The 23,720-nt window shown below is 71.0% G+C and carries 17 protein-coding genes; 8 read left to right on the top strand and 9 right to left on the bottom strand.

Annotated features, from left to right (window positions below):
• Positions 1 to 32: 32 nt before the first annotated feature.
• The 3 genes from DRV84_RS06740 to secA all read right to left on the bottom strand — a co-directional run bounded on the left by DRV84_RS06740 (position 33) and on the right by secA (position 5,551).
• On the bottom strand, positions 33 to 1,577 hold the full coding sequence (locus tag DRV84_RS06740) for a phosphate ABC transporter substrate-binding/OmpA family protein (RefSeq protein ID WP_115979115.1): 1,545 nt from the start codon (positions 1,575 to 1,577) through the stop codon (positions 33 to 35).
• A 39-nt stretch (positions 1,578 to 1,616) separates the two neighbouring features.
• Entirely contained in the window at positions 1,617 to 2,681 is a 1,065-nt protein-coding gene (locus tag DRV84_RS15580) for a hypothetical protein (RefSeq protein WP_158547762.1), read from the bottom strand.
• Between the two features lie 104 nt (positions 2,682 to 2,785).
• Positions 2,786 to 5,551, bottom strand: a complete 2,766-nt coding sequence (gene secA / locus DRV84_RS06730; RefSeq protein ID WP_115979114.1) for a preprotein translocase subunit SecA — start codon at positions 5,549 to 5,551, stop codon at positions 2,786 to 2,788.
• Positions 5,552 to 5,723: 172 nt separating this feature from the next.
• On the opposite strand from secA, the gene DRV84_RS06725 reads away from it, so the two are divergent.
• The 4 genes from DRV84_RS06725 (at position 5,724) to DRV84_RS15765 (ending at position 8,480) form a co-directional block, all read left to right on the top strand.
• A complete protein-coding gene (locus DRV84_RS06725; RefSeq protein ID WP_115979113.1) occupies positions 5,724 to 6,584 on the top strand; it encodes a peptidylprolyl isomerase in 861 nt (286 codons plus the stop codon).
• A gap of 4 nt (positions 6,585 to 6,588) precedes the next feature.
• The gene (argJ, locus tag DRV84_RS06720; RefSeq protein ID WP_115979112.1) at positions 6,589 to 7,815 is read left to right on the top strand and encodes a bifunctional glutamate N-acetyltransferase/amino-acid acetyltransferase ArgJ; all 1,227 of its coding nucleotides are present in this window, start codon (positions 6,589 to 6,591) and stop codon (positions 7,813 to 7,815) included.
• Positions 7,812 to 8,213 (top strand): 8-oxo-dGTP diphosphatase MutT, encoded by a 402-nt coding sequence (mutT, locus tag DRV84_RS06715; protein ID WP_115979111.1) that lies wholly within the window; start codon positions 7,812 to 7,814, stop codon positions 8,211 to 8,213. Before argJ ends, mutT begins: the two co-directional genes overlap by 4 nt.
• Before the next feature lie 123 nt (positions 8,214 to 8,336).
• Positions 8,337 to 8,480, top strand: a complete 144-nt coding sequence (locus DRV84_RS15765; RefSeq protein ID WP_192881399.1) for a hypothetical protein — start codon at positions 8,337 to 8,339, stop codon at positions 8,478 to 8,480.
• 81 nt (positions 8,481 to 8,561) lie between these two features.
• On the opposite strand, the gene infB is transcribed toward DRV84_RS15765, so the two are convergent.
• The 6 genes from infB to DRV84_RS06685 all read right to left on the bottom strand — a co-directional run bounded on the left by infB (position 8,562) and on the right by DRV84_RS06685 (position 16,419).
• Positions 8,562 to 11,033, bottom strand: a complete 2,472-nt coding sequence (gene infB / locus DRV84_RS06710) for a translation initiation factor IF-2 (protein WP_115979110.1) — start codon at positions 11,031 to 11,033, stop codon at positions 8,562 to 8,564.
• Positions 11,030 to 11,680, bottom strand: coding sequence for an RNA-binding protein (locus DRV84_RS06705; protein WP_115979109.1), 651 nt, complete (start codon positions 11,678 to 11,680; stop codon positions 11,030 to 11,032). Before DRV84_RS06705 ends, infB begins: the two co-directional genes overlap by 4 nt.
• Positions 11,681 to 11,694: 14 nt before the next feature.
• Positions 11,695 to 13,320, bottom strand: coding sequence for a transcription termination factor NusA (gene nusA / locus DRV84_RS06700; protein WP_115979108.1), 1,626 nt, complete (start codon positions 13,318 to 13,320; stop codon positions 11,695 to 11,697).
• A 4-nt stretch (positions 13,321 to 13,324) separates the two neighbouring features.
• Positions 13,325 to 13,894, bottom strand: a complete 570-nt coding sequence (gene rimP, locus DRV84_RS06695; RefSeq protein WP_420852967.1) for a ribosome maturation factor RimP — start codon at positions 13,892 to 13,894, stop codon at positions 13,325 to 13,327.
• 263 nt (positions 13,895 to 14,157) lie between these two features.
• Positions 14,158 to 15,597, bottom strand: coding sequence for a transcriptional regulator PpsR (gene ppsR, locus DRV84_RS06690; protein ID WP_239995005.1), 1,440 nt, complete (start codon positions 15,595 to 15,597; stop codon positions 14,158 to 14,160).
• 51 nt (positions 15,598 to 15,648) lie between these two features.
• The gene (locus tag DRV84_RS06685) at positions 15,649 to 16,419 is read right to left on the bottom strand and encodes a cobalamin B12-binding domain-containing protein (RefSeq protein ID WP_115979106.1); all 771 of its coding nucleotides are present in this window, start codon (positions 16,417 to 16,419) and stop codon (positions 15,649 to 15,651) included.
• Between the two features lie 327 nt (positions 16,420 to 16,746).
• Between DRV84_RS06685 and bchF the strand changes: the two genes are divergently transcribed.
• The 4 genes from bchF to DRV84_RS06665 are packed head-to-tail and all read left to right on the top strand — an operon-like array spanning position 16,747 to position 23,687.
• Entirely contained in the window at positions 16,747 to 17,253 is a 507-nt protein-coding gene (gene bchF / locus DRV84_RS06680; RefSeq protein WP_115979105.1) for a 2-vinyl bacteriochlorophyllide hydratase, read from the top strand.
• Positions 17,250 to 18,536 carry a ferredoxin:protochlorophyllide reductase (ATP-dependent) subunit N gene (locus tag DRV84_RS06675; protein WP_115979104.1) on the top strand — a complete coding sequence of 429 codons (1,287 nt, stop codon included), beginning with the start codon at positions 17,250 to 17,252 and terminating at the stop codon, positions 18,534 to 18,536. Before bchF ends, DRV84_RS06675 begins: the two co-directional genes overlap by 4 nt.
• The gene (bchB, locus tag DRV84_RS06670; protein WP_115979103.1) at positions 18,533 to 20,125 is read left to right on the top strand and encodes a ferredoxin:protochlorophyllide reductase (ATP-dependent) subunit B; all 1,593 of its coding nucleotides are present in this window, start codon (positions 18,533 to 18,535) and stop codon (positions 20,123 to 20,125) included. Before DRV84_RS06675 ends, bchB begins: the two co-directional genes overlap by 4 nt.
• Positions 20,115 to 23,687, top strand: coding sequence for a magnesium chelatase subunit H (locus DRV84_RS06665; protein ID WP_115979102.1), 3,573 nt, complete (start codon positions 20,115 to 20,117; stop codon positions 23,685 to 23,687). The genes bchB and DRV84_RS06665 overlap by 11 nt, the downstream gene beginning before the upstream one ends.
• Positions 23,688 to 23,720 lie beyond the last annotated feature (33 nt).

Raw genomic sequence — 23,720 nt, 5'->3', positions numbered from 1 at the left:
GAGGGTGAAGGCCGGCTTAATCGCGCTCCGGTTCAGCGCACCCAGACCTCCACCCGCCGGTTCACCTGTCGGCCCCAGGCGCTGTCGTCGCAGGCCATGGGCATCGCCTCGCCGAAGGCGTCGGTGCCGAGTTCCACCTGCGCGAGGTCCGCATCGCGGACCGCCGCCTCGATGGCTGCGCGCACCGCGTCGGCGCGGCGCTGCGCGATGCGGCGATTGGTCTGCGCCGGCCCCTGCCCATCGCTGAACCCGACGAAGAGAAGCTCGCGCCCATCGTAGCGCCCCGCCCCGAGCGCGCGGGCGAGGCGGGCGACATTGGCGCGGGACTGCGCGTCGAGCTCGACCGCGCCGGGCCGGAAGGAGGTCGTCAGCCGCCGCATGGGCCGCAGCGTCGCGACGAGGCGCTGCAACTCGGAGAGCGGCACCTCCGGTCCCGCGGCCGCGATGGCGTTGGCGAACCGCGCGCCCTGATCGGCGATCGCCACCTCCTCCGCCGCCTGATCCACGAAGCCCGCGCGGCGGATCACGATCTGCGCCGGCGCGCTCTGCATGTAGGCGAGGAAGTCGCGCGCGATCTCGGGGAGGCGCCGGCGCGGCAGGTAGAGAAAGACGGGCGCGGGGAGGGGATAGTCCTCCATCTTGATGGCCCGGCGCTCCGCGCGGAGCGCGCGCCCGCACGGCCCGGTCAGCGCGAGCGGCTGCGCGTTCCCCATGCGGGCGAAGCGCGCGAGCCCGAGGCCGAGCCTGTCCCGCGCCACGGCCTCGGCGAGCGCGGCGTCGCTCGCGTGGCGGACCACGTCGGCGCCGAGGGTCGCATCAGCCGGCGCGAGCAGCCGGTCCGCCACGACCTGCGCGAGGCCGGAGCCCGCCGCGCGCAGGTGGAGCGTGATCGGCGCGTCCGGCCCGCCCAGCGCCGCCCAGCTGCGGATATCCCCGGACAGCACGCGCAGAAGCTCCGCGGGCGCGATGGCGCGGACGGGATGGCCCGGCGCGACGACGGGCACCAGCGCGTCGAGCGCCAGCACCCGGCGCTGCCCGTCGGCGGTCAGGTCGCCGAGACCGGCCTCCCGGGCGCGCGCGGCCTCCTCCGGGCGCACGGCGCGCACGGCGATCGCGATGTCGGCCTCGTCGGCGAGGAGATCGGCGAAGGCCTCATTGGTGGTGGTCGCGCGCAGGTGGATACGAGCGAGGCGCTCTCCCTCCGGCGCGCGCAGGGCGAAGCGGCGGCGATCCGGCCCGACCTCCGTCCGCTCGAGCGCGAAGCCGCTGCGCCGGGCGAAACCCTCGATCAGCGCGGGTATCAGGACGTCCGTCACCGCCGGCGCGCCCGAGAGGCGCAGCTCGGCGACGAAGGGCTCGAGGCCGGGGCAGCCCGGCCCCTCGCAGAGCACGCCGGAGCTGTCCACGGTCAGCTCGCCATAGACGGTGTCGACGCGGTAATACCGCCCGTCGAAGCCCAGCAGCGTGCCCTCGACCGCCACCTCGCCGTCGGGCGACCGGAGGGTCACATCCTGCGCCGCGGCGGCGGTCGCCAGTAGGAGAAGTGCGGCCGTCACCGCCGCACGCCATGATCGCATCGCTGTCTCGATCCCGCCTGCCGCGGCCGCCCCCGGCCGTCACTCGGCCGCGATCTCCCTGTCGTCGAAGAGGGTTTTCAACACCAGAAAGTCGCCCACGGCGGAACAATCCGGCATGAACATGGCGACCTCGCGCGGGGGCGCCGCGGTCCCGTCGCGCAGGGCGAGCGTGTCGGCCGCGATATCGGTGCCACAGGTCGCCTCGGTCACCTCGGCCTCGACTGTGAGGGTCACACCGCCCGCGGGGGGCTCGGCCGAGAAGGTGTAGACCTCGGCGACGCGCCCATCCGCCACGTCCGGCGCGCCGAGGCGCATCAGGAAGCCGCCCTCCGTCTCCGGCGCGCGCGGGGCGCCGGCCCAGACGTGTCCGGGCGCGCCATGGCGCGCGTCGCCCTCGAAGGCATGGAGGTGCAGCGCCGCCGCGCCCCGCCATTGCAGCGCCACGCGGTCGCGCGCCCCCACGTCGGGCACGGTCGCCTGCGCGACGGCGCCGTCGCCGTTCGCGAAGGCGGCGATGTAGACGGCCGAGGACGTGAGCGCCGGCGCACGGAGCGTCAGCGCCCCCTCGGCGTCGGTGACGGCCGTGAACATGAGCCCGTCGTGATGCAGCGTCAGCCGCTCCTCAGGCAGGCACGGCGCGTCGAGGGTCAGCCGCACGGTCGCCGACGGGGCGGGCTCGGCCTCCAGCGTGACGTCGCAGGCGGGGGCAGGCGCGCTCTCGGCCGCGGCCTCCTGCGGCGCCGGGCGTTCGGCCGCGGCGTCGCGCAGGGGCGGCGCCGGCCGCGGCGCGGGCGCCGGGCGCGGCGGAATCGTGGCCGAGGTGAAGTGAATGTCGGTGAGCACCGCGTCGGTCGCGGGCCGGGCGGGCTGAGCGGGCGCCGCGGCGAGGCCGCCGTCCGCCCCCGCTTCGCGCACCGCGCCCGCACCGTCGCGCGCGCGGGGCGCCGCGGCCGTCGGAGCGCCCGCCGCCCCGGGCGCGGAGGCCGCGCGCATGGCCGTCGCCATCGGATCGGGCGCCCCTCGCTGCATCACGAAGCCGATGCCGAGCGCGACGGCGAGCGTCGCCCCTGCCATGACATACCGGTTCGAAAGGACGTGCGACATGATGCTGCTCTCCTGGCACTGGCGCCGGGGTCAGCCCTCTTCATCGCGGTCAATCTTGGCGCTCACGGGGCAGGCGCGCGGAATCTGTGAGGCGCGCCGCGCGGTCACACGAGCTTGCCGTGGCAGTGCTTGAACTTCTTGCCCGATCCGCAAGGGCAGGGTTCGTTGCGGCCCGGGTCGCCCCAGGTGGCGGGATCGCTTTCCACGAAGCCCGGCGCGGCCGCCCCGGCCGCTGCGGCCCCGGCCCCCGATGCGGCGGGCTCCACCGGGGCGCCGGCGCCCACGGGTTCCGGCGTGCGGGCGGGATGCTGCGCGGTCGCCGCGTCGGCCTGCTGGCGCAGGCGCGCCTGCTGATCCTGGATCTGGCGCATCATCTCGCGCTGTTCCTCTTCCGTCATCGGACGGATCTGCGACAGCTTCTGCGTCACCTCCTCGCGCAGCGAGTCGAGCATCCCCTCGAAGAGCTGGAAGGCCTCGGTCTTGTACTCGTTGAGCGGATCGCGCTGCGCGTAGCCGCGGAAGGCCACGACCGAGCGCAGGTGCTCGAGCCGCAGCAGGTGGTCGCGCCACTTCGAGTCGATGGTCTGCAGCAGGATCTGCTTCTCGATCCCGCGCATGGTCTCGGGGCCGAAATCGGCGACCTTCTTGGCCATGTGATCGTCGGCGGCGTTCTGGAGCCGCTCGCGCATGACCTCCTGGTCGACGCCGTCCTCCTCGCCCCAGTCGATCACCGGCACGTCGATGCCGAGCTTCTCGATGGCGGCGGCGTAGAGGCCCTGCGTGTCCCACTGGTCGGCGTAGGTCTTGGGCGGCAGGTAGGTGTTGACGAGATCCTCGACCACCTGATGGCGCATGTCCTCGACCACGTCCGAGAGGTCCTCGGCCTCCATGATCTCGCGGCGCTGGCCGAAGATGACCTTGCGCTGGTCGTTCATCACGTCGTCGAACTTCAGGAGCTGCTTGCGGATGTCGAAGTTCCGCGCCTCCACCTTGGCCTGCGCGCGCTCGAGGCTCTTGTTGACCCACGGATGGACGATCGCCTCGCCCTCCTTCATGCCGAGGCGGTTCAGCATCTTGTCGAGCCGGTCGGACCCGAAGATGCGCATCAGGTCGTCCTCGAGGCTGAGGAAGAACTCCGAGCGGCCCGGGTCGCCCTGACGGCCGGAGCGGCCGCGCAGCTGGTTGTCGATGCGCCGGCTCTCGTGGCGCTCGGTGGCCAGCACGAAGAGCCCGCCGGCCTCCTTCACCTTCGCCTTTTCCTCGGCGTGCTCGGCCTCGATCCGCTCGCGGATCGCTTCCGGATCGGCCTCGGGGTTGGCGGCGAGCTCCTCCATCACCTTCATCTCGACGTTGCCGCCGAGCTGGATGTCGGTGCCGCGGCCGGCCATGTTGGTGGCGATGGTCACCGCGCCGAGGCGGCCGGCGTCGGCGACGATCTGCGCCTCCTTCTCGTGCTGGCGCGCGTTGAGCACGTTGTGCGGCACGCCCTCCTTCTTGAGCATCTCCGAGAGCGCCTCGGACTTCTCGATGGAGGTGGTCCCGACGAGCACCGGCTGACCCTTGGCGTGCGCCGCGCGGATCTCCTCGACGATGGCCTGAAACTTCTCGCGCGCGGTGCGATAGACCTGATCGTCCTCGTCGACGCGGGCGATGGGCTCGTTCGTGGGCACCTCGACCACGCCGAGGCCGTAGATCTCGGCGAATTCCTCGGCCTCGGTGCTCGCCGTGCCGGTCATGCCGGAGAGCTTTTCGTAGAGGCGGAAGTAGTTCTGGAAGGTGATCGAGGCGAGGGTGACGTTCTCGGGCTGGATCTCGCAGCCCTCCTTGGCCTCGATCGCCTGATGCAGCCCCTCCGAGAGGCGCCGGCCGACCATCATGCGGCCCGTGAACTCGTCGATCAGCACCACCTGACCGTCGCGCACGATGTAGTCCTTGTCCTTCTGGAACATCTTGTGCGCGCGCAGGCCCTGGTTGACGTGGTGCACGACCGTCGTGCTTTCCGGGTCGTAGAGCGACTGACCCTCGGGCAGCAGGCCGCGCGCCTGCAGCATCTCCTCGAGGACCTCGTTACCCTCGTCGGTGAAGGTGACGTTCCGCGTCTTCTCGTCGATGGTGTAGTGATCGTCCGAGAGCTCGGGGATCAGGCGGTCGATCTCCTGATAGAGTTCGGAGCGGTCCTGACTCGGCCCGGAGATGATGAGCGGCGTGCGCGCCTCGTCGATGAGGATCGAATCGACCTCGTCCACGATCGCGAAGTGATGGCCGCGCTGGTACATCTCCTCGAGCGAGGCCTTCATGTTGTCGCGCAGGTAGTCGAAGCCGAGCTCGTTGTTCGTGGCATAGGTGATGTCGGCCTGATAGGCGGCGCGCTTCTCCTCCTCGGGCTGCTGGGGGACGACGACGCCGGTCGTCATCCCGAGCGCGGCGTAGACCTTGCCCATCCACTCCGAGTCGCGCCGGGCGAGGTAATCGTTGACGGTGACGATGTGCACGCCCTTGCCCGTCAGCGCGTTCAGGTAGGCCGGCAGCGTGGCGACGAGCGTCTTGCCCTCGCCCGTCTTCATCTCGGAGATATTGCCCTGATGCAGGAAAATGCCGCCCATGAGCTGCACGTCGAAGGCGCGCAGGCCGAGCGCGCGGCGCGCCGCCTCGCGGCAGTTGGCGAAGGCCTCCGGCAGGAGATCGTCGAGGCGCGCGCCATCGGCCAGACGGGCCTTGAACGCCTCGGTCTTCTCGATCAGCCCCGCGTCGGAGAGCGCCTGATACTCCGGCTCCAGCGCGTTGATCTTCTCGACCAGGGGGCGGGTCGCCTTGATCTTGCGGTCGTTCGGCGTGCCGAAGACCTTTCTGGCGATGCGTCCGATGCCCATGGTTCTCTCCGTCCGGGTTGACGATTTCTTGCGCGGCGCCCGCTTGCCCGCCTGCTCCGGAGCCCATAGGTGTTGGGAAAGACGGCACCGCCCGGGCCTTGACGGCGATGTAAGGGGCGGCCTTTCGAGTGTCAACGTCGCCGCCCGCCGCGGCCGCAGTCAAGGAGCCACCATGCAGACCCTCACGCGCCCGATCGCCGCCGCGCTGACCGCGCTCGCCCTCGCCGTGCCCGCCGCCGCGCAGGACGATGCGCCCGACCTCGCCACGGTGGTCGCGACCGTGAACGGCGACGAGATCACGCTCGGCCACATGGTCGCCGCGCGCTCCAACCTGCCGCAGCAGTACCAGCAGCTGCCCGACGACGTGCTCTTCGACGCGCTGCTCGACCAGCTGGTGCAGCAGACGCTGCTCTCGCAGTCGCAGGACGAGCTCACCAGCATCGCCGAGATGACGCTCGAGAACGAGCGCCGGCTGCTCGGCGCGGCGCAGGCGGTCGAGGACGTGGTGAACACCGCCGTCACCGACGACGCGCTGCAGGCGCTCTACGACGAGCGCTACGCCGACGCCGAGGGCGGGACCGAGTTCAACGCCTCGCACATCCTCGTCGAGAGCGAGGAGGAGGCGCAGGAGATCATCGCCGAGATCGAGGCGGGCGCCGATTTCGCCGAGCTCGCCGAGGCGCGCTCCACCGGCCCCTCCGCCTCCGCGGGCGGCGAGCTGGGCTGGTTCGGCGCCGGCGCCATGGTCGCCCCCTTCCAGGAGGCGGTCGAGACGCTGGAGCCCGGCACCGTCTCCGAAAGCCCGGTCGAGACGCAGTTCGGCTGGCACGTGATCCGGCTGAACGAGACCCGCACCGCCGATGCACCGACGCTCGACGAGGTGCGCGGCGAGCTTTCCGAAGAGCTGCGCCAGTCCGCGGTGAGCGCGCGGGTCGAGGAGCTCGAGGGCGGGGCCGAGATCGACCGCTCGGGCGCCGAGACGCTGGCACCCGCGGACCTCGGCGCCGCCGCGGCCTCCGTTCAGGCGCAGTAAGCGCATGGGCGCCACACCCCCGCGCTCGCCCCTCGCGCCGGCGCGCTTTCCCGATCTGCCCCCCGTCGCGGGCGTGACGCTCGCCACCGCGGCGGCGGGCGTGCGCTACGCGGGCCGGGACGACGTGCTGCTCGCCCGGCTCGACCCCGGCACCGCGGTGGCCGGGGTCTTCACCCGCTCCGCGACCCGCGCCGCGCCGGTGCTCGACTGCGAGGCCAAGATCGGCGCCGAGAGCGCGGCGGGGGCGGCGATTCTCGTCAACGCGGGCAACGCCAACGCCTTCACCGGGCGCCACGGCGCGGAGGCGGTCGCGCGGCTGACCGCGGCCGCGGGCGCGGCGCTCGACCTGCCGGGGGAGCGGGTGTTCACCTCCTCCACCGGCGTGATCGGCGAACTGCTGCCCGACGACCGCATCGCCGCCGCGCTCGACGGGCTGGCCGGATCGCTCGCCCCCGGCGGCTGGGAGGCCGCGGCGCGGGCGATCGGCACGACCGACACCTTCCCCAAGGGCGCCGGCACGACGGTGGAGCTCGCCGGCGGGCCGGTCCGCATCGCCGGGATCGCCAAGGGCTCGGGCATGATCGCGCCGGACATGGCGACGATGCTCGTCTACATCTTCACCGACGCGCGCCTCTCCCGCCCGGCGTTGCAGGAGATGGTCTCGGAGCTGTCCGACGAGACCTTCAACCGCATCACCGTGGACGGCGACACCTCGACCTCCGACACGCTGCTCGCGGCGGCGACGGGGGCGAGCGGGGTGGACGCCGCGAGCGATCCCGCCTTCCGCGCGGCGCTGCACGGCGTGATGCTGGACCTCGCGCAGCAGGTGGTGCGCGACGGCGAGGGCGCGACGAAGTTCGTCGAGATCGCGGTCACCGGCGCGGCGAGCGCGGCGGACGCGAGGAGCCACGCCTTCGCCATCGCCAATTCGCCGCTGGTCAAGACCGCGGTGGCGGGCGAGGACCCGAACTGGGGCCGCGTCGTCATGGCGGTGGGCAAATCCGGCGCCGCGGCGGACCGCGACCGGCTGAGCATCCGTTTCGGCGACGTACGCGTGGCCGAGGCGGGCTGGGTCGCCCCCGATTACGACGAGGCGGACGCCGCCGCGCACATGCACGGGCAGGAAATCCGCATCGGCGTGGACCTCGGCCTCGGCGCCGGGGCGGCGACCGTCTGGACCTGCGATCTCACCCACGGCTACATCGACATCAACGCGGACTATCGCTCGTGACGAAGGTGGTTCTGGTGGCGGCGGTCGCGCTGATCGACCGCGACGGGCGCGTGCTGCTCACCGAGCGGCCCGAGGGCAAGAGCATGGCGGGCCTCTGGGAGTTTCCGGGCGGCAAGGTCGAGCCGGGCGAGACGCCGGAGGCCGCGCTCATCCGCGAGCTCTCCGAGGAGCTCGGGATCGACACGGCGGCGAGCTGCCTCGCGCCGCTCACCTTCGCGAGCCACGCCTACGCGGACTTCCACCTGCTGATGCCCCTCTTCGCCTGCCGCAAGTGGGAGGGCATACCGCAGGGCCGCGAGGGCCAGCGCCTCGCCTGGGCGGCGCCGAAGGCACTGCGCGACTACCCGATGCCCCCCGCCGACCTGCCGCTGATCCCGATCCTGCGCGACTGGCTCTAGCGCGCCGCCGCGCGCTGTCTTAAGCGCACCGCGGCGATCGAACGATCAGCTGCCCCTTTTTCACGAACCGCGTAAAATGAGCGCAGTTCGCCCGGCGTCCGGGCGAGCCCTCGGGAGGCACTCATGCTCAGAACCATCGTCATCGGCAGCGCGGTGTCCGTGCAGGGCATCTTCGTCCAGCATCTGCCCGGCAACCGGATCGCGGTGCGCGTGGGCGACCGGGTCTTCGCCGGAACGCCGGTGGAGCGCGGCGTCACGGCCGCCTGATCCACCGCCGCACGCCCGACGCGAAAAGGCCGCCGCCCCGCGGGCGACGGCCTTTAGTCTTTGGATTCAGAGGCCGCAGGGTCAGGTGAGCGTGCGCTCGACCTCCTCGCGCTCGAAGATCTCGATGACGTCGCCCTGGCGGATGTCCTCGTAGTTCTCGAAGGCCATGCCGCACTCCTGACCGGACTGCACCTCGGCGACCTCGTCCTTGAAGCGCTTGAGCGTCTTCAGCGTGCCTTCGTGGATCACCACGTCCTCGCGCAGGAGGCGGACGCCGGCGGAGCGGCGCGCGATGCCCTCGGTCACGAGGCAGCCAGCGACCTTGCCGACGTTGGAGACCTTGAAGACCTCGCGGATCTCCGCGTAGCCGATGAACTTCTCGCGCACCTCGGCGCCGAGGAGACCCGAGGCCGCCTTCTTCACGTCGTCCACGAGGTCATAGATCACGCTGTAGTAGCGGATCTCGACGCCCTTCTGGTTGGCGGCGTTGCGGGCCGGCGCGTTGGCGCGGACGTTGAAGCCGATCACCGGCGCCTTGGACGCCTCGGCGAGGCCGATGTCCGTCTCGGTGATGGCGCCGACGCCCGAGTGCAGCACGCGCACGCGCACCTCCTCGTTGCCGATCTTCTCGAGCGCCTGCACGATCGCCTCGGCGGAGCCCTGCACGTCGGCCTTCACCAGCACGGGCATCTCGGCGACGTTCTGATCCTCCTTGGCCTTCGCCAGAAGCTGCTCGAGCGAGGTCGCGGCGCCGGCGGCGGCGCGCTTCTCCTTGGCCTTCTCCTGACGGTACTCGGCGATCTCGCGGGCCTGCGCCTCGGTCTCGACGACGTTCAGGACGTCGCCCGCCTCCGGCGTGCCGTTGAGACCCAGCACCTCGACCGGCACCGACGGCCCGGCCTCGGTCACGCGCTCGCCCTGATCGTTGACGAGCGCGCGGACCTTGCCCCACTGCTCGCCGACCACGAAGATGTCGCCGCGTTTCAGCGTGCCCTTCTGCACGAGGACGGTGGCGACCGGGCCGCGGCCCACGTCGAGCTGCGCCTCGATCACCGCGCCCTCGGCGGCGCGGTCCGGGTTGGCCTTGAGCTCCAGAAGCTCGGACTGAAGCGCGATCGCCTCGAGCAGCGCGTCGAGCCCCTGCCCCGAGATCGCGGAGACCTCCACGTCCTGCACGTCGCCCGAGAGCTTCTCGACGATGATCTCGTGCTGCAGGAGGTCGGTGCGCACCTTGTCGGGATCGGCCGAGGGCTTGTCGACCTTGTTGATCGCCACGATCATCGGGACGCCGGCGGCCTTGGCGTGATTGATCGCCTCGACCGTCTGCGGCATCACCGCGTCGTCGGCGGCGACCACGAGCACGACGATGTCCGTCACCTGCGCGCCGCGCGAGCGCATCGAGGTGAAGGCCGCGTGCCCCGGCGTGTCGAGGAAGGTCAGCGTCTCGCCGCTTTCGCTCTGCACCTGATAGGCGCCGATGTGCTGCGTGATGCCGCCGGCCTCGCCGGTGGTGACCTTCGTCTTGCGGATCGCGTCGAGCAGCGAGGTCTTGCCGTGGTCGACGTGGCCCATGACGGTGACGACCGGCGGGCGCGGGCGCATGTCCTCGTCCCGGTCCTCGACCTGGTGGATCGCCTCCTCGACGTCGGCGTCCGAGACGCGCACGACCTTGTGCCCGAACTCCTCGATGATGAGCTCGGCGGTGTCGGCGTCGATCACCTGATTCTGGGTGACCATCATGCCGTTCTGCATGAGCGCCTTGACCACGTCGGCGGTGCGCTCGGCCATGCGGTTGGCGAGCTCGGAGACGACGATGGTCTCGGGCAGCTGCACCTCGCGCACGATCTTCTCGCGCGGGGCCTGCTGACCCATCGCCTTCTGGCGCGCGCGCTCCTGCTTGCGCTTCATCGCCGCGAGCGATTTCTGGCGGCCGCCCTCGCCGCCCGAGAGCGCCTGATTGAGCGTCAGCTTGCCCGAGCGGCGGCCACCGTCGCCCTTGCGGCCCTTGGCGTCGCGCGCGTCGTCGCGCTCCTTCTTCTTGGAGGGCGTGGGCGCAGCGGGCTTCGCGGGCTGGGCCTTGGCGGCGGGGGCCTGTTCGGCCTGCGCGCCGCCGGCGGCGCGCGCGGCCTCCTCGGCGCGCTTGCGCTCTTCTTCCTCGGCCTTCTGACGCGCGCGCTCCTCGGCCTCGCGCTGTTCGCGCTCCTTGGCCTCCTGCTCCGCGCGGCGGCGCTCGCGCTCCTCGGCGCGGCGACGCTCCTCTTCCTCGCGCTGGCGCTGTTCCTCGGCCTCGCGGGCCTTGGCGGCCTGCAGCGCCTTGAGGCGGCGCTCCATCTCCGCGTCGGACACGCCGGCCGGCTTCTTGCCGCCGCCGGCGCCGCCGGACTGCTTGCCGCCGCCCTGCGCGCCGCCCGCGGCCGGCTTCGAGACCACACGCTTGCGCTTGGTCTCCACGACCACGTTCTTGGTGCGCCCGTGGCTGAAGCTCTGCTTCACGCTCCCGGAACGCGCGCCGCCGCGCAGGCCGAGGGTCTTCTTGCCGTCGCTATCGCTCATGTAGCCGTCTTGTCCTTTCCGGCGGGGGGCGCCCCTGCGCCGCCCCTGCTCTGCTCGTCTTCGCGCAGGCCCTGGAGTTTCGTGGCTTCCTCTACAACACGCGAGGTGAGTCCGCCAGCGCCGAGCGCCCCATGTATCACAGTTTGTCGCCCGAATGCCAAACCCAACTCGTCCGAGGTGAGCCAGCCGATCCAGCGCCCCCCTTCGGGTGTCGAGAGCCTGGACTTGCCGCGCGTCGAGCCATCGGAGGCCTGCAGCAGCACGCGGGCGTCGCCGCGGTCCAGCGCGGCCTTCACCTTTTCATAGCCGGCCACGGCCGCCCCGCCCTTGCGGGCGAGGCTGATCAGATCGACCACCCGCCGCGCGAGCAGCGATTCGACCACGGCGACCAGATCCTCGGGCACCGTGACCGGCCGGCGCGCGGCGCGCGCGAACTGCCGCTTCTTCACCGCCCGCTCGAGCGCCGCGCGCTCGGGCGCGACGTAGATGCCGCGCCCCGGCAGCCGCCCGAGGATGTCTGGCACGACCGTGTCGTCCGGCCCGACGACGAAGCGGAGAAGCTCCGCCTTCGGCCGCTCCGCGCCGGTCGCGATGCAGCTGCGCATCGGGCCCTGCGCGCGGTCCTTCGTCCGGCCGCCCCGTGTCATCGTCGCGCCGCCGCTCAGGCCGTCTCCTCCTCGGCACTCTCGCCGTCGTCGCCCTCGTCCTCGCTCTCGGAGGACACCAGATCCTCGGGATCGACCCAGCCCAGCATGACGCGGGCGGTCATCACCATGTTCTGCGCTTCCTCGAGCGAGACATCGAAGGGTTCCAAAATACCGTCGTCCTTGACGCGCTGCCCGTCGACGCTGGTCCAGCCGCCGGCGAGTTCCCAGTCCGCGCAGGTCGCGAAATCCTCCAGCGTCTTGACGCCGTCCTTCGCCAATGCCTCGACCATCTGGGGCGTGAGCCCCTCGAAGTCAATGAGGCTCTGCTCGGCGCCGAGCTCCTGCGCGCGCTCCAGCGCGGCGCGTGCCTGCGCCTCGAGGTATTCGCGGGCGCGGGTCTGAAGCTCCTGCGCGGTCTCCTCGTCCACGCCGTCGATCACCAGCAGCTCGTCGAGCTCGACGTAGGCGACCTCGTCGAGGTTGGTGAAGCCCTCGGAAACCAGGAGCTGCGCGAAGAACTCGTCGAGGTCGAGGCTGTCCATGAAGAGCTGCGTGCGCTCCTCGAACTCCTTCTGCCGGCGCTGGCTCTCCTCCTCCTCGGTCATGATGTCGATGTCGAGCCCGGTGAGCTGGCTCGCCAGCCGCACGTTCTGCCCGCGCCGGCCGATGGCGAGGCTGAGCTGCTCGTCGGGGACCACCACCTCGATGCGCTGCGCGTCCTCGTCGATGACCACCTTGGCCACCTCCGCCGGCTGCAGCGCGTTGACGAGGAAGGTCGCCTGATCCTCGTTCCAGGGGATGATGTCGATCTTCTCGCCCTGAAGCTCGTTGACGACGGCCTGCACGCGCGAGCCGCGCATGCCGACGCAGGCGCCCACCGGGTCGATCGACGAATCATAGGAGATCACGCCGATCTTCGCGCGCGAGCCGGGGTCGCGGGCCACCGCCTTGATCTCGATGATGCCGTCGTAGATCTCCGGCACCTCCATCTTGAAGAGCTCGGCCATGAACTCCGGCGCGGTGCGCGAGAGGAAGATCTGCGGCCCCCGCGTCTCGCGGCGCACGTCCTTGACGTAGGCGCGGATGCGGTCGCCGTTGCGATAGCTCTCGCGCCCGATCTTCTCGTTGCGCCGCAGCACCGCCTCGCCGGCGCCCACGTCGACGATGATGTTGCCGTATTCCTCGCGCTTGACGATGCCGTTGATGATCGTGCCCGCGCGGTCCTTGAATTCCTCGTACTGGCGGTCGCGCTCGGCCTCGCGGACGCGCTGCAGGATCACCTGCTTGGCCGACTGCGCGGCGATGCGGCCGAGCTCGACCGGCGGCACCTCCTCCTCGTAGACGTCGCCCACCGAGGGGTCGTCCATGTACTGCTTCGCGTCCTCGACCGTCATCTCGGCCTGGTAGTTCTCGAGCTCGTCCTCGGGCACCACCGTGCGCACGCGGGTGAAGGTCGCCTTACCGGTCTTGCGGTCGATGGAGACGCGGATGTCCATCTCGGAGCCGTAGCGGCTCTTCGCGGCGCGGGCGAGACTGTCCTCCATCGCCTCCACGACGAGCGCGGGGTCGATCATCTTCTCGCGCGCCACCGCCTCGGCGGTCTGGAGCAGTTCGAGCTGGTTGGCGGAGGTGATGGCCATGGCGTTATTCCTCTTCGGTCCCCGCGGGGTGTGACTCGATCTCGTCGTAAGCGCCCTCGTCGAGGGGCTGCGCCTTGCGCGCCTTGAGCATGTCCCTGATCAGATCGTCGGTGAGCACGAGCTTGGCGTCCGACAGCCAGTCGAACTTCAGCCCAACCGTGCCCTCGGGCAGGTTCACCAGGACCTCGTCGCCCTCGACGCCGGCGAGCACCCCCTTGAAGCGCCGCCGCCCGTCGATGAGCTCCGAGGTCTCGAGCTTGGCCTCGTAGCCCTCGAAATCCGCGAAATCCCGGAGCCGCGTCAGCGGCCGGTCGATGCCCGGCGAGGACACCTCGAGCGTGTAGGCGTCGAGGATCGGGTCCTCCACGTCGAGCACCGCCGAGACGGCGGTGGAGATCTCGGCGCAGTCGTCCACCTCGATCCCGCCCTCGGGCTTCTCGGCCATGATCTGCAACGTCGAGGTCTTGCCCCCCATCAGCCGCACGCGCACGAGCTCGAAGCCCATGTCCTCGATCACGGGCTGGACGATCTCGGCGAGGCGCCGGTCGATGGCGGCTTTGGCGATCAGGCTCATGAAGATCCTGCGGCTCCGGGCAACGAAAAGGCGGGCACGCGGCCCGCCCGAAGATCCCGGTGGTCGCTGGCCCTCGGGTCCGGCGAACCGCTGTCGATTGCCATATACGCACGCCGCGCCGCCTCCGCAAGGCCCCACCGGCCCGCGCCCCACGCGACGCCCCGGCGGCCCCGCCCCCCGGTCCTTCTTCTTGGCCCAAATATCCCGGGGGTGAATTGGCCGTCAGGCCAAGAGGGGGCAGCGCCCCCTCCCCGCGCCGCCGGTCACTCGTCGCCGCCGGCCTCAGACGCGCTGTCCAGAAGGCCGTACTTGCGGAGCTTCACGTAGAGGCTCTGCCGCGACAGGCCGAGCATCTCGGCGGCGGCGACGCGGTTGTTGTCGGTCAGCCGCACGGCCGTCTCGATGCAGAGCTTCTCGACCACGTCGGTGGTCGCGCCGACGAGCTCCTTCAGCGAGGCGGTGCCGACGAGGTCCATGACGTTGGTCATCGCCTCCTCGCTCATGGTGGCGCCGGCCTCGGCGACCGAGATCGCCTGCGTCGCGCTCGCCTCGCGCAGGATGAAGCCGATCTGCCGGTCTGCGCGCCCGGTGAGCCGCGCCGCGGAGATGTCCACCGTCGCGCGCATGCCGACCACGCTCTCGACCTGCGCGGCGTAGCCCCTGAGCCGCCCGGTCTTGTCGAGCTGCTCGAAGATGAGCTTCATGTCCACCGCCCCGCGGGCGAGGAAATCGGCGAGCGGCCGGCCCTGCACGTCGCGCAGCTGCGCGGCGTCGGTCAGGCGCAGGAAGCCCTCGTTCGCCTCGCGGACGGCGCCCTTGGCGTCGGTGAGGACGATGGCGTCGCTCGTGCTTTCGTAGAGCTGCGCGAGCGCGTTCTGGAACTCGCGCCCGGACTGGTCCTCGTCCGTGACCGGCATCATCCGGCATAGCAGCGCGACCTCGCCGGAGGCGCGGAAGAACTCGGGGCAGAGGCGCACCTCGCCGCCGGTACGGCGCAGCACCGCCGTCACGCCCTGCGCGTCGTCGGCAGCCGCGGCGGCGCGGAGCGCCTCGCCGAACTCGCCCTTGCGCCGGCCCTCGAAGCACTGCGCGAAGGCGTTGGCGCTCAGGTTGTCGGTCTTGACCGACAGGAGCTGCATCGCCGCGCGGTTCAGGTCGAGCGCGCGGCCGGTGTCCGGCTCGACCATGGCCATCGGCGTCTCGGAGGCGTCGAAGACCACGCGATAGCGTGTCTCCACGCCGCGGAAGCGCTCGGCGTCACGCTCGCGGGCGAGCTGCTCGCGCACGAGGCGCTGCTGGATGTCGGCGAAGGGCTGCATGTCGCGGCCCAGGAGCAGGATGCCGTAGTCCTCGCCCGCGTCGTGGATCGTGTAGCGAATCGGGAATTCCCAGTTCGCGTTGTCCACGTGGTTGAGCTCCATCGGGCGCACGACCGCGTCCGGGTCGGCGAGCACCGTGGCGATGCGGTCCTCGAACTTGGAGCGGCTGTCCTCGGTCAGGAACTCGCGGAAATCGCGCCCGATCCAGTGGTCGAGACATCCGAGATAGGGGCTTTCCGGGCTCACCGAGAGACCCAGCACACGGCCGTCGCGGTCGATGGCGACCGCGAGATCGGCGAACTGCTCGATGATCCACTCGATGCGCGACGGCGCAGGGAGGACACCGACACGAATCCGATCCGACATCCGGGCCTGTTTGGTCACGGCGGTCCCTTCGACATTAACGCCGCGAAGCGCCCCCGCTCCCGGCTGGTGTCATATACATAGCGACTCGGGCGCCGATACAAGACCGGCGGCCCTCAGAGCGTCCTCCGTGCTCGCCGCCGCGTGGTCGGCGCCACATATCGCGGCAAGATCGCGGACCTCCGGCACGATCGGCCCGCCGACGACGAGCGGCGGCGCCGCCGGGGCGCCCGCGCGTATCTCCGAGATGTAATCGCCGAGCCGGCCGATGGACCGCCGCGTCGCGCAGGTCAGCCCGACCATGTCGAAATCGCGCTCGTTCAGCATCTCCACGACCTCGGGCGCCTCCGGCGCGACCGAGACGTGCACGGAGTGGCCCGCGCGGCGGATCTGGTCGGCGGCGATGAACACGCCCAGCGCATGCGCCTCGAAGGGCGGCAACACCATCAGGACCCGGCCGGTTCCGTCGGCGCTGCCGGCGCCGAGGCCCGCGCGCTCGCGGATCAGGGTCTGCAGCCGCCCGGTGCCGAGCGTGACCTGCACGAAGTTCGCCTCGTCGCGGACCCAGCGCTCGCCGAGTTCGCGCGCGACCGCGGGCAGGTAGACGTCGAAGACGTCGTCGCTGGTGATGCCGCGCGAGATCATGCTGGAGATCACCTTCTGGTGGCTCGTCTCCGAATCGGACACGACGGCGTCGCAGAGGCGCTCCACCCAGTCCTGCGAGCCGCCGCTCCGCGCGCCCTGCTTGCGCTCCGCGAGGATCTTCAGCGCCGACTCGGCGAGGCAGCGGATGCCGGGGCTGTCGTCGGGGCTTTCGCTGCAGGTCTCCACGGTGTCCCTCATGGTGCCCTCCGTCCCCAAGGCCAGATTCGCGGCGCGCCCTCGCAGCGCGCTGGTGGCAGCTTGCGGGCGCCCCGCGTGGCTGTCAAATCTTCCTGACACCTTCGCGGGGGTGCCGCAAGCTTGCACCCTGATTCCACCGGAAGAAATTTTTCCCTTTTTTCAGTTAGTTTCGTTCCGACACCTCTTTGCAAGCCCGGTTTCGACGGCCTCGCGCGCACGTCCACGCGAACTTACATCCCCGGCGAGCCGCAGTGTAAATTAGGATTGACACTTTCCACCCGCCGGCCCTAGCATCGCCTCAACCTGATCCGAGCCCTCGGAGGAGAGATGGGCGACCACCACCCCCGGACCGCGGCCACGCTCTACACGCCGGAGCAGCGCAAGCGCCGCGACGAGAGCGTCTGGACGCTCGTGCAGGGGCTGCTCGCCCCGGCGCAGTTCCTGGTGTTCCTCGTCTCGCTCGCGCTCGTCGTGCGCTTCCTCGTCACCGGCGAGGGCTACGCCGCCGCGACCTGGTCGATCGTGATCAAGACCGGCGTGCTCTATAGCATCATGATCACCGGCGCGATCTGGGAGAAGGTCGTCTTCGGCCAGTATCTCTTCGCGCCCGCCTTCTTCTGGGAGGACGTGGTCTCCTTCGGGGTGATCGCACTGCACACCTGGTATCTCTACGCGCTCTGGACCGGCGCCTACGGCGCTTCCGCCGAGATGGCGATCGCGCTCGCGGCCTATCTCGCCTATGTCGTCAACGCCGGCCAGTTCCTCTGGAAACTCCGCATGGCGCGCCTCGCCGCAGAGGCCGCCGATGCCGCCGCCGCCAGGGAGGCCGCATGACCGAGAGCTTCACCCCGCCGCCCGCCGCGGGCTGCCGCGACACGCCCGTCCTCAAGGAGCGCGGCCAGCGCGAGGTGTTCTGCGGGCTGACCGGGATCATCTGGCTCCACCGCAAGATGCAGGACGCCTTCTTCCTCGTGGTGGGCTCGCGCACCTGCGCGCATCTCCTGCAATCCGCCGCCGGCGTGATGATCTTCGCCGAGCCGCGCTTCGGCACCGCGATCCTCGAGGAGGGCGACCTCGCCGGGCTCGCCGACGCGCAGGAGGAACTCGAGCGCGAGGTGGAGCGCCTGCTCGACCGGCGCCCCGACATCCGGCAGCTCTTCCTCGTGGGCTCCTGCCCCTCGGAGGTCATCAAGCTCGACCTGTCGCGCGCCGCCGAGCGGCTCACCCAGCGCCACGCGCCGCGGGTGCGGGTGCTGAACTACTCGGGCTCCGGCATCGAGACGACCTTCACCGAGGGCGAGGACGCCTGCCTCGCCTCCATGGTGCCCGTCCTGCCCGAGACCGACCGCCGGCAGCTGATGCTCGTCGGCGCGCTGCCGGACGTGGTGGAGGACCAGGCCCTCGACCTGCTCGAAAAGCTCGGCGTCGGCCCGGTCACCGTGCTGCCCGCCGCGCGGGCGAGCGATCAGGTGGCCGTGGGGCCGAACACCGTCGTCGCGCTCACGCAGCCCTTCCTCGGCGAGACGCTCTCGGCGCTCGAACGCCGCGGCGCGCGCCACCTCGCGGCGCCCTTCCCCTTCGGCGAGGAGGGCACGACCGCCTGGCTCCGCGCCGTCGCGCAGGAGTTCGGCGTCTCCGAGGAGCGCCTTGAGGAGGTCACCGCCGCGCCGCGCGCCCGCGCCCGCCGCGCCGTGGCGCAGGCCGCCGAGACGCTCAACCGCCGCTCGCTCTTCTTCTTCCCCGACAGCCAGCTGGAGATCCCGCTGGCGCGCTTCCTGACCCGCGAGTGCGGCATGGAGGCGGTCGAGGTCGGCGCGCCCTACATCAACAAGCAGGTGGTCGCCCCGGACCTCGACCTGCTCGCCGAGGGCCCCGTGATCTCGGAGGGGCAGGACGTGGACCTGCAGCTCGACCGCTGCCGCGCCGCGCGCCCCGACCTGACGGTCTGCGGCCTCGGCCTCGCCAATCCGCTGGAGGCGGAGGGGCTGACGACGAAATGGGCGATCGAGCTCGTCTTCACGCCCGTGCATTTCTACGAACAGGCCGGCGACCTCGCGGGGCTCTTCTCGCGCCCGATCCGCCGGCATGACCTCCTGAAGCTGGAGGCCGCCGAATGAAGCTTTCCGTCTGGACCTACGAAGGCCCGCCCCACGTCGGCGCGATGCGCGTCGCCACGGGGATGACCGACCTGCACTACGTGCTGCACGCGCCGCAGGGCGACACCTACGCCGACCTCCTGTTCACCATGATCGAGCGGCGCGACCACCGCCCGCCGGTCACCTACACCACCTTCCAGGCGCGCGACCTCGGGTCGGACACCGCCGATCTCTTCAAGACCGCCTGCGAGGACGCCTACGCACGCTTCCAGCCGCAGGCGATGATCGTCGGCGCCTCCTGCACCGCCGAGCTGATCCAGGACGACCCCGGCGGCATGGCCGAGACGATGGGCATGCCGATCCCGATCGTGCCGCTGGAGCTGCCCAGCTACCAGCGCAAGGAAAACTTCGGCTGCGACGAGACCTTCTTCCAGCTGGTCAAGGCACTCGCCCGGCCGGTGGAGAAGACGGAAGCGATCACCGCCAACCTGATCGGGCCGACCGCGCTCGGCTTCCGCCACCGCGACGACATCACGGAGGTCACGCGCCACCTCGAGGAGATGGGCGTGGGCGTGAACGTGGTGGGCCCGATGGGCGCGACGCCCGAGGACCTGACGCGGCTGGGGGCGGCACATTTCAACGTATTGATGTACCCCGAGACCGCCGAGAGCGCCGCGCGCTGGATGGAGCGCGAGCTCGGCCTGCCGTTCACGAAGACCGTGCCGATCGGCGTCGGCGCGACGCGCGACTTCCTCGAGGAAGTGAGCGGGATCACCGGCCTGCCCGTGCGCACCGACGAAAGCCGGCTGCGCCTGCCGTGGTACTCTGCGAGCGTCGATTCGACCTATCTGACCGGCAAGCGCGTTTTCCTCTTCGGCGACGGCACCCATGTCGCCGCCGCGGCCCGCATCGCCCGCGACGAGATGGGCTTCGAGGTCGTGGGGCTCGGCTGCTACAACCGCGAGCAGGCGCGCAACATCCGCCGGGTGGCCAAGGACTACGGCGTCGAGGCCACGATCACCGACGACTACCTCGAGGTCGAGGCCGCCATCGAGGCCGCCGCCCCCGAGATGATCCTCGGCACGCAGATGGAGCGCCACATCGGCAAGCGCCTCGGCATCCCCTGCGCCGTGATCTCGGCGCCGGTGCACGTGCAGGACTTCCCCGCGCGCTACGCCCCGCAGATGGGCTTCGAGGGCGCCAACGTGATCTTCGACACCTGGGTGCATCCGCTCGTCATGGGGCTCGAGGAGCACCTGCTGCACATGTTCCGCGAGGACTTCGAGTTTCACGACGAGGCCGGGCCCTCGCACCACGCCGCGCATGCCCCGGCGCCGCGCCCGGCCGAGCCCGCGCACGAGGGGGGCGCTGCCCCCCGTCCGGCTGCGCCGGACTCCCCCCGGGATATTTCGACCCAAGAAGAAGGACCGGCCGCGGCCGGCGGGATCGAGATCGTCTGGCGCCCCGCGGCGGAGAAGGAGCTGAAGAAGATCCCCTTCTTCGTGCGCGGCAAGGCGAAGCGGAACACCGAGGCCTTCGCGCGCGAGCGCGGGGTCGCGGAGATCGACGTGGACACCCTCTACGAGGCGAAGGCCCATTATGCGCGATGAAACCGGCATCACAGGGCGGCGGCCCGGCTACCGTGTGACGATCGTCACGCTCGACGCCCACGCGGCGAGCGCCTGCCGGCGGGTGGCGGAGCGGCTCGCGCCGGAGTTTCCCGGGCTCGACGTTTCGCTGCACGCGGCGGCGGAATGGGGCGAGACGCCGGGCGCCTTCGAGGCCGCCGTCGAGGCGGTCGAGAACGCGGACATCGTGATCGCCAACCTGCTCTTCCTCGAGGAGCACGTGAAGCCGATCCTGCCCCATCTCGAGGCCGCGCGGGAACGCTGCGACGCGATGGCCGGCGTGATCGCGGACGCGCAGATCGTGCGGCTCACGAAGATGGGCACGCTCGACATGTCGGCGCCCGATTCGGGCATGCGCAAGCTGATCAAGAAGCTGCGCGGCTCCTCGAAGCCCTCGGGCGATTCGGGCGAGAGCAAGATGAAGATGCTCCGCCGGCTGCCGAAGATCCTGCGCTTCGTCCCCGGCAAGGCGCAGGACCTGCGCGCCTGGTTCCTGGTGATGCAGTACTGGCTCGGCGGGTCGGACGACAACATCGAGGCGATGCTGCGCTTCCTGATGTCGCGCTACTGCCGCCACGAGGCCTGGCGCGGCGGCGAGGCGCCGGCGCCGGTGGAATACCCGGAGGTGGGGCTCTACCACCCGGACCTGCCGGAGCGGATCGTGGAGGACCCCGCGGCGCTGCCCGCGCCGGAGGCGCCGAAGGGCACCGTCGGCCTGCTGATGATGCGGAGCTACGTCCTGTCGGGCGACACGGCGCATTACGACGCGGTGATCCGCGCGCTGGAGGCCAAGGGGCTGCGCGTGCTGCCGGCCTTCGCGGGCGGGCTCGACGGGCGGCCGGCGATCGACCGCTTCTTCCGCGACGCCGCCGGCGCGAGGATCGACGCGCTGCTGTCGCTCACGGGCTTCAGCCTCGTGGGCGGGCCGGCCTACAACGACAGCGACGCCGCGATCGAGGTGCTCGAGGGGCTGGACGTGCCCTATCTCGCCGCGCATCCGCTGGAGTTCCAGACGCTCGCGCAGTGGGCCGAATCGAGCCAGGGCCTCGGGCCGATCGAGACCACGATGCTGATCGCGCTGCCGGAGCTCGACGGGGCGACCAACCCTTGCGTCTTCGCCGGGCGGCACGGCACCGAGCCCTGCAAGGGCTGCCGCTACGCCTGTCACGTGGAGCAGGAGAGCCGCGACATGGCCCCCTGCCACGAGCGGATCGACAGCCTGTCGGAAAAGGTCGAGCGGCAGGTCCGCCTGCGCCGCAAGAGGAACGCCGAGAAGAAGGTGGGCGTGGTGCTCTTCGGCTTCCCGCCGAACGCGGGCGCGGTGGGCACGGCGGCCTATCTCGGCGTCTGGGAGAGCCTTTACAACACGCTGCACCGCATGGCGGAAGCGGGTTACGACCTCGACCCGCCGGAGAGCGTGGAAGCCTTGCGCGCCACGGTGCTGGAGGGCAACGCGGCGCAATACGGGCAGGAGGCGAACGTCGCCGCCCACGTCAGCGCCGACGAGATCGTCAAGACCACCCCGCCGCTCAAGGCGATCGAGGCGGTCTGGGGCCCGGCGCCGGGCAAGGTGCAGTCCGACGGGCGCGGCGTCTTCGTGCTGGGCGCGCAGTTCGGCAAGGTCTTCGTCGGCGTGCAGCCGGCCTTCGGCTACGAGGGCGACCCGATGCGGCTCCTGTTCGAGAAGGGCTTCGCGCCGACGCACGCCTTCGTCACCTTCTACCTCTGGCTCCGCAACACCTTCCAGGCGGACGCGATCCTGCACTTCGGGATGCACGGCGCGCTGGAGTTCATGCCGGGCAAGCAGGCGGGGCTCGGCGCGATGGACTGGCCCGACCGGCTGATCGGCGAGATGCCGAACGTCTATCTCTACGCCTCGAACAACCCCTCCGAGGCGAGCCTCGCCAAGCGGCGCTCGGGGGCGGTGACGATCACCCACCTGACGCCGCCGCTCGCGGCCTCGGGGCTCTACAAGGGGCTGTCGGAGCTGAAGGACTCGCTCACGCGGTGGCGCGGGATGGCCGAGAGCGACCCGGCGCGCGCCGAGCTCGAGACGCTGATCGCCGAGCAGGCGGAGGCCGTGGACATGGGCGGCACGCCGCCCGAGGAGCTCTGGCTCAAGCTGCTCGAGACCGAGGACGCGCTGATCCCTGAGGGGCTGCACGTGCTCGGCCGGCCGATGACCGAGGCGCAGGTGACCGACTACCTCGGCCTGATCGAGGACGCCGACGACGAGACGAAGGCGCGGGTCGCCGAGCTTCTGTCGCAGGACCACGAGATCCCGGCGCTGCTGAAGGCGCTCGACGCGCGCTACACCGCGCCGGTGCCCGGCGGCGACCTGATCCGCTCGACGGATGTGCTGCCCACGGGGCGCAACATCCACGCCTTCGACCCCTTCCGGATGCCGACGGAGTTCGCCTGCCGGGAAGGCGCCAAGCAGGCGGAGCTCCTGCTGGCCACGCATGCGGAGATCCCGAAGAGCGTGGCGATGGTGCTCTGGGGCTCGGACAACATCAAGTCCGACGGCGGGCCGATCGCGCAGGCCATGGCGCTCATGGGGACCGTGCCGCGCTTCGACAGCTTCGGGCGCCTCGCCGGCGCCGACCTGATCCCGCTGGAGGAGCTGGGCCGCCCGCGCATCGACGTCATCATGACGCTCTCGGGCATCTTCCGCGACCTGCTGCCGCTGCAGACGCGGATGCTGGCCGAGGCCGCCTGGAAGGCCGCGACGGCCGACGAGCCGCTGGAGCAGAACCACATCCGCGCCCACGCGCTCGCCTATGCCGAGAAGATCGGCTGCGACATGGAGACGGCCGCCCTGCGCGTCTTCTCCAACGCCGAGGGCGCCTACGGATCGAACGTGAACCAGCTCGTGGACAGCTCGGCCTTCGGCGACGAGGACGAGCTCGCCGACGCCTACCAGACGCGCAAGAGCTTCGCCTACGGGCGCGACGGCAAGGCCGCGGCGCAGCCCGAGCTTCTGGGCACCGCTTTGGGCGACGTGGAGCTCGCCTATCAGAACCTCGAGTCGGTCGAGCTCGGCGTGACGACGGTGGATCACTACTTCGACACGCTGGGCGGCATCTCGCGCGCGGTGAAGCGCGCGCGCGGCGGGGAGGAGGCCAAGGTCTACATCTCCGACACGACGCGCGGCGCCGGCAAGGTGCGCACGCTGGCCGAGCAGGTCTCGCTCGAGACGCGGTCGCGCTCGCTCAACCCGAAGTTCTACGAGGCGCTCCTGAGCCACGGCTCGGAGGGCGTGCGCCAGATCGAGGCGCAGGTGACGAACACGCTCGGCTGGTCGGCGACGACCGGGGCGGTCGAGCCCTGGGTCTATCAGCGCATCTCCGAGACCTTCGTGCTCGACGACGAGATGCGCGCGCGTCTCGCAGAGCTCAACCCGCAGGCCTCGAGCCGGATGGCGAACCGCCTTCTGGAGGCCTCGGACCGTGCCTACTGGCAGCCCGACGCGGCGACGCTCGCGGCGCTGCAGGACGCGGCCGACGCGCTCGAGGACCGGATGGAAGGGATCGCGGCGGAATGATCCGGGGGCGCGCATACGGCGAGGTCGCAAGGG

It is taken from the genome of Rhodosalinus sediminis, assembly GCF_003385555.1.
Classification (GTDB): Bacteria; Pseudomonadota; Alphaproteobacteria; order Rhodobacterales; family Rhodobacteraceae; genus Rhodosalinus; species Rhodosalinus sediminis.
The sequence above is the reverse complement of the archived record's forward strand: the minus strand, read 5'-3'. Positions and strand labels throughout refer to the sequence as shown.